General features: G+C 66.0%; 10 protein-coding genes. 4 read left to right on the forward strand and 6 right to left on the reverse strand.

Translation table 11 applies throughout. From position 1 onward, the window contains the following. Window positions 1–4: 4 nt before the first annotated feature. The 3 genes from ABIB42_RS13625 to purL form a co-directional block, all read right to left on the reverse strand. A complete protein-coding gene (locus tag ABIB42_RS13625) occupies window positions 5–1060 on the reverse strand; it encodes a S41 family peptidase (protein WP_429248482.1) in 1056 nt (351 codons plus the stop codon). 85 nt (window positions 1061–1145) lie between these two features. Further along, on the reverse strand, window positions 1146–2159 hold the full coding sequence (locus ABIB42_RS13630) for a hypothetical protein (protein WP_429248483.1): 1014 nt from the start codon (window positions 2157–2159) through the stop codon (window positions 1146–1148). Between the two features lie 199 nt (window positions 2160–2358). After that, entirely contained in the window at window positions 2359–6378 is a 4020-nt protein-coding gene (gene purL, locus ABIB42_RS13635) for a phosphoribosylformylglycinamidine synthase (protein WP_429248484.1), read from the reverse strand. A 211-nt stretch (window positions 6379–6589) separates the two neighbouring features. Here purL and ABIB42_RS13640 point away from each other — a divergent pair, with 211 nt between their 5' ends. Beyond that, entirely contained in the window at window positions 6590–8221 is a 1632-nt protein-coding gene (locus ABIB42_RS13640; protein WP_429248485.1) for a tetratricopeptide repeat protein, read from the forward strand. Window positions 8222–8227: 6 nt separating this feature from the next. Here ABIB42_RS13640 and ABIB42_RS13645 read toward each other — a convergent pair whose 3' ends face one another. After that, window positions 8228–8539 carry a hypothetical protein gene (locus tag ABIB42_RS13645; RefSeq protein ID WP_429248486.1) on the reverse strand — a complete coding sequence of 104 codons (312 nt, stop codon included), beginning with the start codon at window positions 8537–8539 and terminating at the stop codon, window positions 8228–8230. Between the two features lie 164 nt (window positions 8540–8703). Here ABIB42_RS13645 and ABIB42_RS13650 point away from each other — a divergent pair, with 164 nt between their 5' ends. Next, window positions 8704–9096, forward strand: a complete 393-nt coding sequence (locus ABIB42_RS13650; RefSeq protein WP_429248487.1) for a hypothetical protein — start codon at window positions 8704–8706, stop codon at window positions 9094–9096. Window positions 9097–9115: 19 nt separating this feature from the next. Here ABIB42_RS13650 and ABIB42_RS13655 read toward each other — a convergent pair whose 3' ends face one another. Next, on the reverse strand, window positions 9116–12718 hold the full coding sequence (locus ABIB42_RS13655; RefSeq protein ID WP_429248488.1) for a hydantoinase B/oxoprolinase family protein: 3603 nt from the start codon (window positions 12716–12718) through the stop codon (window positions 9116–9118). Between the two features lie 109 nt (window positions 12719–12827). Between ABIB42_RS13655 and ABIB42_RS13660 the strand changes: the two genes are divergently transcribed. Next, the gene (locus tag ABIB42_RS13660; RefSeq protein WP_429248489.1) at window positions 12828–14327 is read left to right on the forward strand and encodes an NAD(P)H-hydrate dehydratase; all 1500 of its coding nucleotides are present in this window, start codon (window positions 12828–12830) and stop codon (window positions 14325–14327) included. A 5-nt stretch (window positions 14328–14332) separates the two neighbouring features. Here ABIB42_RS13660 and ABIB42_RS13665 read toward each other — a convergent pair whose 3' ends face one another. Continuing rightward, window positions 14333–15061, reverse strand: coding sequence for an ABC transporter ATP-binding protein (locus ABIB42_RS13665; protein WP_429248490.1), 729 nt, complete (start codon window positions 15059–15061; stop codon window positions 14333–14335). Between ABIB42_RS13665 and ABIB42_RS13670 the strand changes: the two genes are divergently transcribed. Continuing rightward, window positions 15060–15686: an arylesterase gene (locus tag ABIB42_RS13670; protein ID WP_429248491.1), complete on the forward strand. Its 627-nt coding sequence runs from the start codon at window positions 15060–15062 to the stop codon at window positions 15684–15686. The genes ABIB42_RS13665 and ABIB42_RS13670 overlap by 2 nt on opposite strands. The last annotated feature ends 11 nt before the right edge of the window (window positions 15687–15697 follow it).

Raw genomic sequence — 15697 nt, forward strand, 5'->3', positions numbered from 1 at the left:
CGCCCTATCCCTGCTTGTCGACTTCGGCCAGGCGCTTGCGCAGCAGGTCGGCATGCATGGCGTCGCGCGGCTTCTCCAGCAGCGCCTTCAATGCCAGGCGCTGGGCCGTACGCAAGGCTTCGTCCGCCGCGACCGGCACGTCGGGGATGACGCCCGTGCCTTCCCAGTTCGATTTGCTGATCGGATTGACCGCCCGGCCGCTCGGAATGAAGACCGAGAGATGGGGATGCAGGCGACGCATGCCGCCCGGGTGGGCGCCGCCGCCGGTCGTCTCGCCGACGAGCGTTGCACGCTTTAGCTGCTGCAAGTTGTAGCCGAATTCCTCCGCAGCCGAGAAACTCTTCTTGCTGGTGAGGACATAGATCTTCTTCTGCCCCCCGAAGCGCTTGCCCGGCACCTCGTCCTGGGTCCAGAACGACTCGCGGAGCCCACCCTCGCGCCAGACCAGGTCGTTGAGGTGGGTGCGCTTGTCGAACAGATAGCTCGACATGAAGGCGACCGTTTGCGCGTCGCCCCCGCCGTTACTGCGCAGGTCGACGATCAGGGCATCGGTGTCGGCGACCACCTGCATCGCGGCGCCGATGATGTCCCTGGCGAAGTCGACCGACGCGAACGTCCGCAGGTCGATATAGCCGATGTTCCCCGGCGGTGTCTCGATCTTGCGCACGCCGAAGTTCGAGGCCCTGTCGTGCTCGAACATCATCTTTTCCATCTCGGGCGTCGGCTCGGGAGGAATGTCCGGGAGCGGCTGGACACTGACCCTGACCCTCAGATGGCCATCCCTGGTTGGCTCGCGCAGGTCGGCGCTCAGGACGCGCGCCAACTCCTCCAGCGTAGCTATGTCAGCATACGCGCCGCTCTTCTCCTTCGCCTCCAGGCGCTCGACGACCAGTTTCGCCTTGTCCGGAAAAACGTATTGCTCGTCCATCGCCTGGGCCAGCCCGCGGACGATGCCGGCGCGAGTCGCGGCGTCGACCCGGATACCGTCGGGAGCCGCGTTCGCGGCAGTGGAAAGCACCACGATCAGTGCGCATAAGGGACGAACGACGAACGTATTCATGGTCTTCAATCCTTGTTGAGTTCGACACAGTGTATATCGTGCCGGCGAAAAAAACGCCTCAGGAGAGGCGTTTATGATTGCTGCATCAAACGGTCAGACCTGACGCTCGATCCATGACCTTCACCGTTATTGACGGATGAGCGGCATCAGTTCTTCCACCTACAGTTCCAACCTGCTTGTCGTTAAGATAAAAATTGAAGTTGGTCCCTGATGAGCTACTATTTTGTTTTGGCGCCAACACTAGCCCGATGACGATACTGACGATGAGAAGGACCGAGATGCCTAATGCGCTGAGACCCGCCCACCGGGAACTAGGCTCGCCTCTCTTGACATCTTCCCAGACGCCTTTCACGACGTTCGCAGCAGCGGTATCGACTATACGGATCCCACGCTCAATCTCCGGATAATGCTTCAACACGGTCTTATAGTCGCCGTGCGCCAGCTGACGCGTTGCGAATGCCGCAAGCAGCAGGATCGAGCCGAAATCGGTACAGGATTCTCGCAGTTTCTCTTGCGCTGTCGTTAACGCAGCGACGGTAACTTGCTCAGCGGACGGGATTTTTTTAAATTTCTGCCTTCGGTTCCAACGCGATTTCCGATGCCTCGGAACCTCGCCAATTCGCGCATCCGCCAAGCTCAAGCACCAGCACAGGAAGCGGAAAACTTGCGCGTCTTTCGTCCCTTGTGGGAACTTACTCTGCCAGGATTCGGACACCGCCCTCTCGGCGATTAAATAAGACTCGTGTTCTGCTGGGTTCAAGTGAAGGATAATGGTGTTGTACGACACCCTCAGCTTGGACCAATACGGAAGGAGTTCGCTGGCAAGCTCTTCCTCAAGTGACTTTGAAGGAGTTTTAGCCGGTACCGGGGCGGGGGTCGCTTTTGACTTGATCGAAATCCTTCCGACAATCAAATGGATGCTGCCGCCAAACTCCGCGACCGCCAACCGGAGTGATTCAACCCATGCCTTCCTGAACTCGGTAACCTTGGCTGCTTTGTCAGAGTAATATTTGAGCGCGGCGAACAAAGCCGTCACTGCCGCGACAAATGTTGCTGTAGCCGCAGGGATATTCGACGCGATAATCGATAAAACAGACATCCGGATCTCCGGCTAAAATCCAGATTATTTCATAGAAGCATACTCGAACCACTGCCAGAAATGTCAGTAGATAAAATTACCCACCTTGAATAAGCGCCAGAATGCCAAATCCCCGTGATTTCCGGAATTCGAAATGAGACGGTCAGCGGGCCAAATAAAAACGCCTCCGAAGAGGCGTTTTCCATATCAGTTAAACCGATCAGCCAACCCACTTGCGCGCATTGCGGAACATGCGCATCCACGGCGACTCGTCACCCCACGATTCCGGCGCCCACGAATGCGTCGCGGCGCGGAACACGCGCTCGGCGTGCGGCATCAGCACGGTGAAGCGGCCGTCATCGGTGGTGACCGAGGTCAGCCCGCCCGGCGAGCCGTTCGGGTTGAACGGATAGACCTCAGTCGCCTGGCCGCGGTTGTCGACGAAGCGCATCGACTGGTTGACGGCGCTCAGGTCGCCGGTCAGCGAGAAGTCGGCGAAGCCTTCGCCGTGGGCGATGGCGATCGGCGCCTGGGTGCCGGCCATGCCCGCGAAGAAGATCGACGGCGAATCCAGCACCTCGACCATGCCGAAGCGCGCTTCGAACTGTTCCGACTTGTTGCGGGTAAACTTCGGCCACGCATGCGCGCCCGGAATGATGGATTTCAGGTTGCTCATCATCTGGCAGCCGTTGCAGACACCGAGGCCGAAGGTGTCCTGGCGCTGGAAGAACTTCGCGAACTGCTCCGAGAGCTGCGGGTTGAACAAAATGGTCTTGGCCCAGCCCTCGCCCGCGCCCAGCACGTCGCCATACGAGAAGCCGCCGACGGCGATGATGCCGTGGAAGTCGTCCAGCTTGGCGCGGCCGGCGATCAGGTCGCTCATGTGGACGTCGATCGCGGCGAAGCCGGCCTGGTGCATCACCCATGCAGTCTCGATGTGCGAGTTGACGCCCTGCTCGCGCAGGATCGCCACGCGCGGGCGCACGCCGGTCGCGATGAACGGCGCCGCGACATTGTCCGCCAGGTCGAAGGTGATCTTCGGCTGCATGCCTGGGTCGGTTTCGTCCAGCAGGCGGTCGTATTCCGAATCGGCGCACGCCGGGTTGTCGCGCAGGCGCGCGATGCGCCAGCTGGTCTCGCTCCACAGGCGGTGCAGGCTGCTGCGCGACTCGTTGTAGATCACTTTCGCATCACGGGTGAACTCGATCGCGCCGCGGTCGTTGAGCTTACCGATGATGTGGCTGCAGGCGCCCAGGCCCTGGTCGCGCAGCACGTTCATCACCGCGCTCTTGTCGTCCGCGCGCACCTGGATCACGGCGCCCAGCTCTTCGGAAAACAGCGCGCGCAGGGTCATCTCGTTGCGGCGCTCGGCCACCTGGCCGGCCCAGTTCTTGGCGTCGCCCCAGTCGGACGCGTGCTCGCCTTCCATGGTCAGGATGTCGAGGTTAACCGACACGCCGGTGCGGCCGGCGAAGGCCATCTCGGTCAGCGTGGCGAACAGGCCGCCGTCCGAGCGGTCGTGGTAGGCCAGCAGCTTGCCGTCCTTGTTCAGCTGCTGGATCGCGACGAAGAAGGCTTTCAGGTCTTGCGGCGAATCGACGTCCGGCACCGAGTCGCCCAGTTGCTGGGTGACTTGCGCCAGGATCGAGGCGCCCAGGCGGTTCTTGCCGCGGCCCAGGTCGATCAGGATCAGGGAGGTTTCGCCGCTGTCGGTGCGCAGTTGCGGGGTCAGCGAACGGCGCACGTCGGTAACCGGCGCGAACGACGACACGATCAGCGACACCGGCGAGATGACGGCCTTGTTCTGGCCTTCGTCGTTCCAGGTGGTGCGCATCGACAGCGAATCCTTGCCCACCGGGATCGACACGCCCAGCGCCGGGCACAGTTCCATGCCGACCGCCTTGACGGTGTCGAACAGCGCCGCATCCTGGCCAGGCTGGCCGCAGGCGGCCATCCAGTTGGCCGACAGCTTGATGTCCGAGATGTCGTCGATGGCGGCGGCGGCGATGTTGGTGATCGCCTCGCCGACGGCCATGCGGCCCGAGGCGGCGGCGTCGATCACGGCCAGCGGGGTGCGCTCGCCCATCGCCATCGCCTCGCCCACGAAGCCTTCGAAGGCCATCGCGGTGACGGCGCAGTCGGCGACCGGCACCTGCCATGGGCCGACCATCTGGTCGCGCACGCTGGTGGCGCCGACAGTACGGTCGCCGATGGTGATCAGGAACGATTTATCGGCCACGGCCGGGTTCAGCAGCACGCGACGCGCGGCTTCCGGCAGCTCGATGCCGGTCAGGTCCACCGGCGGGAAGACGTGCTGGACGTGTTCGACGTCGCGCAGCATCTTCGGCGGTTTGCCGAGCAACACATCCATCGGCATGTCGACCGGCGAATTACCTTCTTGCTGGTCGATCAGCTTCAGCTGGCGCTCTTCGGTGGCGGTGCCGACCACGGCAAACGGGCAGCGCTCACGCTCGCACAGCGATGCAAATTTTGTAAGGTCATCAGGCGAAATTGCCAACACATATCGCTCTTGCGACTCGTTTGACCAAATTTCCTTTGGCGCCAAGCCACTCTCTTCCAGCGGCACCTTGCGCAGGTCGAAAATCGCGCCGCGCTTGGCGTCGTTGACGATTTCGGGGAAGGCGTTCGACAGGCCGCCGGCGCCGACGTCGTGGATCGAGATGATCGGGTTGTCCTCTCCCAGCTGCCAGCAGCCGTTGATGACTTCCTGCGCGCGGCGTTCCATCTCTGGATTGCCGCGCTGGACCGAGTCGAAGTCCAGGTCGGCGGTGTTGGTGCCGGTCGCCATCGACGAGGCGGCGCTGCCGCCCATGCCGATGCGCATGCCCGGGCCGCCGAGCTGGATCAGCAGGCTGCCGACCGGGATCTCGTCCTTGTGGGTGTGCCGGGCCGAGATGTTGCCGATGCCGCCGGCGATCATGATCGGCTTGTGGTAGCCGTAGACCGCGTTCGCGGCGCCGACGTTCTGCTCGTAGGCGCGGAAGTAGCCGCCCAGGACCGGACGGCCGAATTCATTGCTGAAGGCGGCGCCGCCGATCGGACCGTCGATCATGATCTGCAGCGGCGAGGCGATGCGCTCCGGCTTGCCGTAGACGGCGTCAAGACGCTCGCCCTTGGTCACGTCCGATGCGTTTTCCCACGGACGCTGGGCGCCGGGCAGCAGCAGGTTCGACACCGTGAAACCGGTCAGGCCCGCCTTCGGCTTGGCGCCGCGGCCGGTCGCGCCCTCGTCACGGATCTCGCCGCCGGCGCCGGTCGAGGCGCCCGGGAACGGAGAGATCGCGGTCGGGTGGTTGTGGGTCTCGACCTTCATCAGGGTGTGCACCAGCTCGGTCGACGCGCCGTATTCCTGGCCGTCGCGCGGGAAGAAGCGGGTGACGGTGGCGCCTTCGATGATCGACGAGTTGTCGCTGTAGGCGACCACGGTGCCGCGCGGATTCAACTGGTGCGTGTTCTTGATCATGCCGAACAGCGATTTGTCCTGCTTGACGCCGTCGATGATCCAGTCGGCGTTGAAGATCTTGTGGCGGCAGTGCTCGCTGTTCGCCTGGGCGAACATCATGAGCTCGACGTCGGTCGGGTTGCGCTGCGCCTTGGTGAAGGCGTCGTGCAGGTAGTCGACTTCGTCTTCCGACATCGCCAGGCCGAGTTCGGTGTTGGCGCGCACCAGCGCGTCGCGACCAGCGCCCAGCACATCGATGCTTTCCAGCTGCTTGCCTTCGAGTTCGTTGAACAGGTGCTGGGCGTCGTCGGCGCTGCGCAGCACCGATTCGGTCATGCGGTCGTGCAGCAGCGCGCTGACCGCTTCCAGTTCCTCGCTGCTGAGCTTCTTGGCGGCGCCGATGCTGCTGCCCAGGATGCCGCTCTTGAGGACCACGGTGTAGCCGACGCCGCGCTCGATGCGGTGCACGTGAGCCATGCCGCAGTTGTGGGCGATGTCGGTCGCTTTCGAGGCCCACGGCGAAATCGTGCCCAGGCGCGGAATGACGAAGAACTCCTCGGTCACGCCCTCGTACAGCGTTTCGGCCGCCGGCTCGCCATAGGTGAGCATGGCCGACAGACGTTGCGTATCGTCAGTGGAGAGCGGTGCGCTGGTGTCGATGAAGTGGTAGAAGCGTCCCTGGACGGCGGCGATCGACGGGGCGACGGCTTGCAGTTGGCTCAGGAGGCGTTGGCTACGGAAGGCGGACAGGGCATTGGAACCCGGCAGAATCAACATGGCTTGGACAGTCGTTGATGCAGCGTGGCTGCTAGGGTGGAAGATAGCCCGCTATTATACAGTGTTGCACTATGGTCGGGCCCTCGGCCGACTGACAATATGGCACTGCAGTTTCCTTGATCGGATTGAAACTTGCCGGTATCTTTACGGTAGACAATATTTAAACGCGCCCCCTTCCGCGTGGCGCCGGATGACCTGGACGAGAGCGACGATGCAAGAGAATGGAAACCTGGCGGTGCTGGTGGTCGACCCGAACCCGGGAATGCGCACCAGCCTGCAGAACATGCTGAACCTGGCGGGCATCAACAAGGTCGAGTATGCGATCAACGCCAACACGGCCATCCGCGAGCTGCAGCGGCGCGCCTACGACGTCATCCTGTGCGAGTACGACCTGGCCGGCGGCAGCGGCGAAGGCCAGGACGGCCAGCAGTTGCTGGAAGACCTGCGCCACCACCACCTGATCTCGGCGTCGACGATCTTCATCATGCTCACCTCCGAGGGCGTCCACGACAAGGTGGTGAGCGCGGCCGAACTGACGCCGACCGACTACGTCCTCAAGCCCTTCACGGTGGAGATGCTGAGCGGGCGCATCAAGCGCGCACTGGAGCGCCGCGCCGCCCTGCTCCCGGCCTGGCAGCTGGCGGCCCAGGGCAAGCCGCGCGAAGCGATCGCCGCCTGCCGCGACGGCGCTGGCGCCCAACCGCGCTACGGCGCCGACTTTGCCCGCATCCGCGCCGAATTGCACACGAGCCTGAACGAGCACCACGAGGCCGCCGCCGTCTACCGCGAGGTGCTGGCCGAGCGTCCTCTCGGCTGGGCGGCATTGGGCATGGCGCGCACCCTGTTCGCGCTCGACCAGGTGGACGACGCCCGCACCATCCTCGAAGAACTGCTGGCCGCCAATCCGCGCCTGATGGCCGGCTACGACCTGCTGGCGCGCTGCCTGGAGGCGAGCCACGAGCCGGAGCTGGCCAAGAAGGTGCTCGAAGACGCGGTGGCGATCTCGCCGCACGTGGTGCGGCGCCTGCGCAAGCTCGGCGAAGTGGCGCTCGCGGCGGGCGACGTCGATGGCGCCGAAAAATCGTTCCGCCAGGTGGTGACCAAGGCCCGCTATTCGGAGTTTCGCAATCCCGAAGACCACGTCAACCTGGTCAAGGCGCTGGTCACGCGCGACGACCTGCTCGGCGCGACCGGCGTGGTGCGCGACCTGGAGCGCTCGATGCGCGGCAACCCGGCGGCGGACGCCTGCCGCGCCTATGCCAACTCGCTCGTGCTCGACAAGAGCGGCAACGCCGGCGCCGCGATCGCCGAGCTGCAGGCGGCGGTGACGGCGGTGCGCGCCGGCGGCGCGACCTCGCCCGGCCTGCGCATGGACCTGGCCAAGGCGTGCCTGGATCACCAGCTGGACGAGCAGGCCTCGAACGTCATGCTGACGGTGATGAACGAGTCGAACAGCGGCGTCTCGGTCGACCAGGCGATGCACGTGTTCGTCAATGCCGGCCGCACCGACATGGTCGAGGGCATGGGCCAGCAACTGCGGGCGCAGGCGCAGATCCTGCTCGGCGTGGCCGACGAGAAGCGCAATATGGGCGACGTGCGCGGCGCGGTGCAGACCCTGCTCGAGGCGCTGCACATCGCGCCGCACAATCTGCAGGTGATGGTGGCCACCGCCGGCGGCATCCTGCGCCAGGTGAACGAGCTGGGGTGGGATCACCCGCTGGGCGACACGGCGGCCCAGCTGCTGGAAGGGATTCGGGCGCAGGATGCGCAACATCCAAGGTTGGTGGCGTTGAGCGATGAGTATCAGGCGGCGCGCAGGAAGTATGGTATTGCCACTGTCTAGATCACGTCACGGGTCGGGCATGCCGCGATAACTGGATGGGACCGCCATTCCCGGCCAATGGCGGTCGTCCTTGACCAGACCGTGACACATGCTGGTCGAGACGATCTCGCCACTGGCCAAGTCCCGGCACGCCCACATATTGCCACGGTGATTGAAGTTGTCCCAGGCAACGCCGACCACGGCGAGCGGTGCGGCAGCGCCGGGCGCCCGGACAAGCGCATTGGCCGCAGACGGCATTGCAGGCTTCGTACTGCCACACGCACCCAACAGGCCGCATACGGCGAGCAGAGCGAATCGTGGAATGGATCGATGCGACATGCATTTCCTCTATGCCCGGAAGCATTTATCGGTTCGGCTGAGTTCAAATCATCGCCTTCCCGGCCCGCCGCCCCTATCGTCGTAGCAATTCCTTACAACTGCGCCGCCAACGCCCGTCCGGCAAGGGACTAGAATGAATCATCGTCCCACGATGAGGGTCTGCCATGAACTTGCAGATCAAAGGCGCGGCGAAACGCCTGACTTTTTCGCTCTTGCTGGCATGCGGTCTCGGAGGCTGCGTGGCCTACGGACCTCCGTATGCGACCTACGATGGCGCCTACGTGCCCGCTTATGGCTACTCCAGCTATTCGGCCTACCCCGCCTACCCCGCCTACCCCTATTACGGCGCGTATCCCTACAGCAGCCCTGCCTACGCCTATCCGCCAGTCACGCTCGGCCTGGGCTTCTCGTACTACGACCGCGGCCCGCGCCACTACGGGCACGGCCATCACCACGGCAGGGGCCACTATCATGGCGGCCACGGGTGGCGCGGCCACCATGGCGGACATGGCGGCCACCGCCACGGCGGCCACGGTCGCGGTCACCAGCGGCGCTGAGCAAACCGAGCAAATCGGATCAGGCAGGTTCCCCGTACCCGCCCCCGCCCGGCGTCTCGATCACGAACACGTCGCCCACGCCCATATCGGTCTTGCCGATATGGCCCAGCTCTTCGACCTGGCCGTCGGCACGTTCGACGCGATTGCGCCCGCACTCTGCCTCTTGTCCACCGGCCATCCCGAACGGCGCGTGAATCCGGTTGTTCGACAGGATCGCCGCCGTCATCGGCTCCAGGAAGCGCACCTTGCGCACGCCGCCATTGCCGCCATGCCAGCGACCCGCTCCGCCCGATCCGTGCCGGATCTCGTAACTCTCCAGCCGCACCGGGAAGCGGAATTCCAGGATCTCGGGATCGGTCAGGCGCGAGTTGGTCATATTCGTCTGCACGACGTCGGTGCCATTGAATCCTTCGCCCGCGCCCGAGCCGCCCGAAATGGTCTCGTAGTACTGGTAGCGCGCGTTGCCGAAGGTGAAGTTGTTCATCGTACCCTGCGCCGCCGCCATCACGCCCAGCGCGCCATACAGCGCGTTGGTGATGCAGGTCGAGGTCTCGACGTTCCCCGACACCACCGAAGCCGGGTAATGCGGATTGAGCATCGAGCCGGGCGGGATGATGACCTTCAACGGCTTCAGGCAACCGGCGTTCAGCGGAATCTCGTCGTCCACGAGCGTGCGGAACACGTACAGCACCGCCGCCATGCACACGCTCGACGGCGCATTGAAGTTGTTCGGCAGCTGGCCTGACGTGCCCGTGAAATCGACTTCCGCGCTGCGCGTGGCCTGGTCGACCCGGATTGCGACATCGATGTGGGCGCCGTTATCGAGCTCGTAGTGGAAGCTGCCGTCCTTGAGCGCCGAGATCACGCGCCGCACGGCTTCTTCCGCATTGTCCTGCACATGGCCCATGTAGGCGCGCACGACGTCCAGGCCGAAGTGCGCGACCATCTTGCGCAGCTCCTCGACGCCCTTCTGGTTCGCCGCCACCTGGGCGCGCAGGTCGGCCATGTTCTGGTCGGCATTCCTCGCCGGGTAGCGCGCGCCCTGCAGCATCGCGCGCGCTTGCGTCTCGCGCAGGACGCCATCGAGGCCGTCGACCAGCTTGAAATTGTTGATCAACACGCCCTCTTGCTCGATGTGATCCGAGTCGGGCGGCATCGAGCCCGGCGTGGTGCCGCCGATATCGGCGTGGTGGCCGCGCGAGCCGACGTAGAACAGGATGTCGTTGCCCGCTTCGTCGAACACCGGCGAGATGACGGTCACGTCCGGCAAGTGGGTGCCGCCGTTATAGGGATCGTTGAGCACGTAGACGTCGCCCGAGCGCATCCGGCCCGCGTTCTCGCGCATCACGGTCTTGATGCTCTCGCCCATCGAGCCCAGGTGCACCGGCATGTGCGGCGCGTTCGCGACCAGGTTGCCGTCGTGATCGAAGATCGCGCAGCTGAAGTCCAGGCGTTCCTTGATGTTGACGGAATAGGCCGTGTTCTGCAGCCGCAAGCCCATCTGCTCGGCGATCGACATGAACAGGTTGTTGAAGATCTCGAGCATCACCGGATCGGCCGTGGTGCCGATCGCGCGCCGTTCCGGCAGCGCTTCCACCCGTTGCAGCACCAGGTGATTGTAGCTGGTGACCTGCGCCTGCCAGCCCGGCTCCACGATCGTGGTCGCATTGTCTTCGGCGATGATCGCCGGGCCGCGCACCACGTGTCCGGGCTGCAGCGTGCGGCGGGCGTAGATGCCGGTGTCGTGCCACTGCGCGCCGCTGTACATGCGCACGGTTTCCTGCGGCGCCGGCGCGGCATCGGATGTCATCGCGTTTGCCGGCTGCTCCGGCGGCGCATCGGACTGCCCGATCGCTTCCACCGACACGGCTTCGACGATCAACGCACGCGACGGCATCAGGAACGAATAGCGGCGTTTATACGCCTGCTCGAACTGCGCCTGCATCGACGCCACGTCGTCGAACTGCACGACCAGCGCCGAATCGGTGCCCTCGTACCGCAGGTGCACGCGCTCGACCAGGGCGATGCGCCCCGGCTCCACGCCTTGATGCAGCAACTGGCCGCGCGCGGACTCGCCGAGCGCCGACAGGCGCGCCGCCAGCGCCTCGCGCGCCGCATCCGACAGCTTCTCTTCGACCGCCTGCTCGCGCATCGCGGTCTGGTCGGCCAGGCCCATGCCGTAGGCCGACAGCACCCCGGCCAGCGAGTGGATGAACACGGTCTTCATGCCCAGCGCATCGGCCACCAGGCAGGCGTGCTGGCCGCCGGCGCCGCCGAAGCTGGTGAGCGCGTAGTCGGTGACGTCGTGGCCGCGCTGCACCGAGATCTGCTTGATCGCATTGGCCATATTGCCGACGGCGATCTGGATGAAGCCCTCGGCCACGGCTTCCGGCGCTGGACGTTCGCCGGTAGCGGCGCCGATCTGGTCCGCCATCTCGTCGAAGCGTGCCCGCACCGCATCCGCATCGAGGGCTTCGTCCCCGCCCGGTCCGAACAGGCGCGGGAAGTAATTCGGCTGCACCTTGCCCAGCATCACGTTGCAGTCGGTGACAGCGAGCGGTCCGCCGCGGCGATAGCTGGCCGGCCCCGGATTGGCGCCGGCGCTGTCCGGCCCCACGCGATAGCGGCTGCCGTCGAAATGCAGGATCGAGCCGCCGCCGGCCGCCACGGTATGGATGCTCATCATCGGCGCGCGCATGCGCACGCCCGCGACCTGGGTCTCGAACACGCGTTCGAACTCGCCCGAGAAGTGCGACACGTCGGTCGAGGTGCCGCCCATGTCGAAGCCGATCACGCGCTCGAAGCCGGCCAGCCGGCTGGCGCGCACCATGCCGACGATGCCGCCGGCCGGGCCTGAAAGAATGCTGTCCTTGCCCTGGAAGGCGCGCGCATCGGTCAGGCCGCCGTTGGACTGCATGAACTGCAGGTTCACGCCCGGCAGCTCGCCCGCTACCTGGTCGACGTAGCGGCGCAGGATCGGCGACAGGTAGGCGTCGACCACGGTGGTGTCGCCCCGCGCGACCAGCTTCATCATCGGGCTGACCTCGTGCGAGCTTGATACCTGGGTAAAACCGATCTCGCGCGCGATGCGCGCCACTTGCGCCTCGTGCGTCGTGTGGCGGTAGCCGTGCATGAACACGATCGCCAGCGAGCGCAGGCCGGCGTCGAAGGCCTGCTGCAGGCCGGCGCGCGCGGACGTCTCGTCCAGCGGCAGCACGACGTCGCCGTGGGCGCCCATGCGCTCGTCGATCTCGATCACCTGCGCATACAGCAGCTCGGGCAGCACGATGTGGCGGTCGAACAGGCGCGGCCGGTTCTGGTAGGCGATGCGCAGCGCGTCGCGGAAGCCCCGCGTGATGGCCAGCGCCGTCGGCTCGCCCTTGCGCTCGAGCAGCGCATTGGTGGCCACCGTGGTGCCCATCTTGACGGCTTCGACGCTTGCCGCCGGCAGCGCTTCGCCCGCCGCCACGCCCAGCAGGTGGCGGATGCCGGCCACGGCGGCGTCGCGGTACTGTTCGGGATTTTCGGACAGCAGCTTGTGCGTGACGAGTTGTCCGTCCGGGCGCCGCGCCACGATGTCGGTGAAGGTGCCGCCTCGGTCGATCCAGAACTGCCAGTCCATGCCTTGCTCCTGCTGTAACGGGGGAAACGCCTATTGTAGATCGGACGGCGCGACAACGTTGGCGGAAATGCACGACAATCAAACCTGTCCCTCACGACCAGACACGAGCATGGAACGACATCTTTACACGGTCGCGCAACTGCGCGCCATCGAACAAGCAGCCTACGCCGGCCTGGCGCCGGGCATCCTGATGCAGCGCGCCGGCAAGGCTGCGGCCGACTTCGCCCTCGAGCTGCTGGGCGACCGGCGCGACCGGCCGGTGCTGGTGCTGGCCGGCCCCGGCAACAATGGCGGCGACGCGCTCGAAGCCGCGGCCAACCTGGCCGAGGCCGGCGTCGACGCCACCGTCCTGCACTTGCCCGGCCGGCGCGACGCCTCGGCCGAGACGGCGGCCGCCTACGAGCGCGCCCGCGCCGGCTCGGTCGGCTGGATCGACATGCTGCCGCCCGGCGCCGAATGGGGCCTGGTGATCGACGGCCTGTTCGGCATCGGCCTCGAGCGGCCGGTCGACGGCGACCACCGCGAGCTGGTGGTGGGGCTCGAGACGATCCGCTGCCCGATCCTGGCGCTCGACGTGCCGAGCGGGCTGGACGCCGACACCGGCGCCGTGATCGGCCCGGACGGCATTGCGGTGCGCGCCACGCACACGATCACCTTCCTCGCCGACAAGCCCGGGCTGCACACGGCCGATGGCCGCGACCATGCCGGCCAGGTACGGGTCGACATGCTCGGCGTCGGCGTCGATGTGCTGCCGCGCGCCACGGCGCGCCTGAACGGCCTGCCGCTGTTCGCCGCCCGTTTCACGGCGCGCCGCCACAACACCCATAAAGGCAGCTTCGGCGACGTCGCCGTCGTGGGTGGCGCCCATGGCATGGCCGGCGCGCCGGTGCTGTCCGCGCGCGGCGCGCTGTATGCCGGCGCCGGCCGCGTCTTCGTCGCCGCGCTGGGCGCGCCGCCCGGCTACGACAGCAGCCAGCCCGAGATCATGTTCCGCGCGGCCGACGACTTCGATTTCCCTGGCCGCACCCTGGTGATCGGCCCGGGCATGGGCGACTCGGCCAATGCGATCCGCCTGCTGGCCAAGGCCCTCGACAGCGACAGCCCGCTGGTGATCGACGCCGATGCGCTGAACCTGATCGGCGCCAGTCCCGACCTGCAATCGCGCCTGGCGCAGCGCACGGCGCCGGCGGTCTTGACGCCGCATCCGCTCGAAGGCGCGCGCCTGCTCGGGATGACGGCGGCGGTCGTGCAATCCGACCGGCTGGAAGCGGCGCGCGAAATGGCGCTTCGCACCAATGCGACGGTGATCCTGAAGGGCTCGGGCACGGTGATCGCGCGGCCCGACGGCGAGGTGCTGGTCAACCCCACGGGCAACGCGGGCCTGGCGACGGCGGGCAGCGGCGACGTGCTGGCCGGGATCTGCGGCGCCTTGCTGGCGCAGGGTTGGCCGGGATGGGAGGCGGCAGCCGCGGCCACCTGGGTGCATGGCGCTGCCGCCGATGCGCTGGTCGACGAAGGCATCGGCCCGATCGGCATGACCGCCGGCGAATTGCCGGCGGCCGTGCGCAAGGTAGTGAACCGGCTGGCGAAGGATGCCGCCGGCGGTTGACGGTGTTATTCGACCAGGCGGCCGGCCGCGATGGTGATGGTCCGGCCGCAACGCGCGGCCATGCCCGGGTCGTGGGTCACCAGCACCAGCGTCGAGCCGCGTTCGCGATTGAGCTCGAACATCAGCTGGATCACGGATTCGCCGGTGGCGGCGTCGAGGCTGCCGGTCGGTTCGTCCGCGAACAGCAGCGGCGGCTCGGTGACGAAGGCGCGCGCCAGCGCGACGCGCTGCTGCTCGCCGCCGGAGAGGAACTTGGGATAGTGCTTCAGGCGGCTCGACAGGCCGACGCGCCCCAGCATCTCGGTCGCCTTCTCGCGCGCCTTGGGGTCGCCGCGCAGTTCGAGCGGCAGCATCACGTTCTCGAGCGCGGTCAGGTGGGCCAGCAGCTGGAACGACTGGAACACGAAGCCCAGCTTGGCCTTGCGAAAGGCGGCGCGGCCGTCCTCGTCGAGGGCGAAGATGTCGGTGCCATCGAGCAGCACGGTGCCGGACGATGGCGTGTCGAGACCGGCCAGCAGGCCGAGCAAGGTCGACTTGCCGGAGCCGGAAGCGCCGACGAGCGCGAGCGTCTCGGCCGGTTGCACGGTAAAATCGACGTTTTGCAGGATGGTGAGCTCGCCGCTGGCGTCGGCCACCTTCTTCGACAAACCGCTTACCTGGATCGCGGGCGGACGGCCTGCATGAACGCCGGCGTCGCTGACGCCGTTTTTGAATGCCTCGGGATGATCACGCATGCTAGCTTTTCTTAAAAATTTGACTGTCGTCGCTTTCCTCACCTTGGCCGCGACGGCGAGCGCCTATTCTGCACCAAAAACGGTGCTCGTGGTGGGCGACAGCCTGTCGGCCGAATACGGCATCGCGCGCGGCGCGGGCTGGGTGGCCCTGCTGGAGCAGAAACTGCAACGCGAGAAAATCGCAGCGAAGGTGGTCAACGCCAGCATCAGCGGCGAGACCACCAGCGGCGGCCGCGCGCGCCTGCCGGCCCTGATCAAGCAGCACCGGCCCGACATCGTCGTGATCGAACTGGGGGCCAACGACGGCCTGCGCGGCTTGCCGGTGCCGTCCGCCGAAGCGAATCTGCGCGCCATGATCGCCATGGCGCAAGAGACCAGGGCGCGCGTGCTGCTGGTCGGCATGCGCATGCCGCCGAACTACGGGCGTGCATACACCGAACGCTTCTTCAATATGTTCGAGAGCGTCGCCAAGTCCACCAGGTCGCCGCTGGTGCCGTTCATGCTCGAAGGCGTGGCCGACAAGCCGGCGCTGTTCCAGCAGGACCGGCTGCATCCGACGGCCCAGGCGCACCCGATCATCCTCAATAACATCTGGCCGCAGTTCGCGGCGCTAATCAAGAAATAAGCTTTCAATGA

This window comes from Massilia sp. UYP32 (assembly GCF_050434365.1).
In the GTDB taxonomy this organism is placed as follows: domain Bacteria; phylum Pseudomonadota; class Gammaproteobacteria; order Burkholderiales; family Burkholderiaceae_D; genus Telluria; species Telluria timonae.

Bases quoted from the DNA above. Each gene is read 5' to 3' on its own strand.
- ABIB42_RS13665 (WP_429248490.1), bottom strand. From the start codon at position 15,061: ATGCGTGATCATCCCGAGGCATTCAAAAACGGCGTCAGCGACGCCGGC.
- ABIB42_RS13660 (WP_429248489.1), top strand. From the start codon at position 12,828: ATGGAACGACATCTTTACACGGTCGCGCAACTGCGCGCCATCGAACAA.
- ABIB42_RS13630 (WP_429248483.1), bottom strand. From the start codon at position 2,159: ATGTCTGTTTTATCGATTATCGCGTCGAATATCCCTGCGGCTACAGCA.
- ABIB42_RS13625 (WP_429248482.1), bottom strand. From the start codon at position 1,060: ATGAATACGTTCGTCGTTCGTCCCTTATGCGCACTGATCGTGGTGCTT.
- ABIB42_RS13645 (WP_429248486.1), bottom strand. From the start codon at position 8,539: ATGTCGCATCGATCCATTCCACGATTCGCTCTGCTCGCCGTATGCGGC.
- ABIB42_RS13655 (WP_429248488.1), bottom strand. From the start codon at position 12,718: ATGGACTGGCAGTTCTGGATCGACCGAGGCGGCACCTTCACCGACATC.
- ABIB42_RS13670 (WP_429248491.1), top strand. From the start codon at position 15,060: ATGCTAGCTTTTCTTAAAAATTTGACTGTCGTCGCTTTCCTCACCTTG.
- purL (WP_429248484.1), bottom strand. From the start codon at position 6,378: ATGTTGATTCTGCCGGGTTCCAATGCCCTGTCCGCCTTCCGTAGCCAA.
- ABIB42_RS13650 (WP_429248487.1), top strand. From the start codon at position 8,704: ATGAACTTGCAGATCAAAGGCGCGGCGAAACGCCTGACTTTTTCGCTC.
- ABIB42_RS13640 (WP_429248485.1), top strand. From the start codon at position 6,590: ATGCAAGAGAATGGAAACCTGGCGGTGCTGGTGGTCGACCCGAACCCG.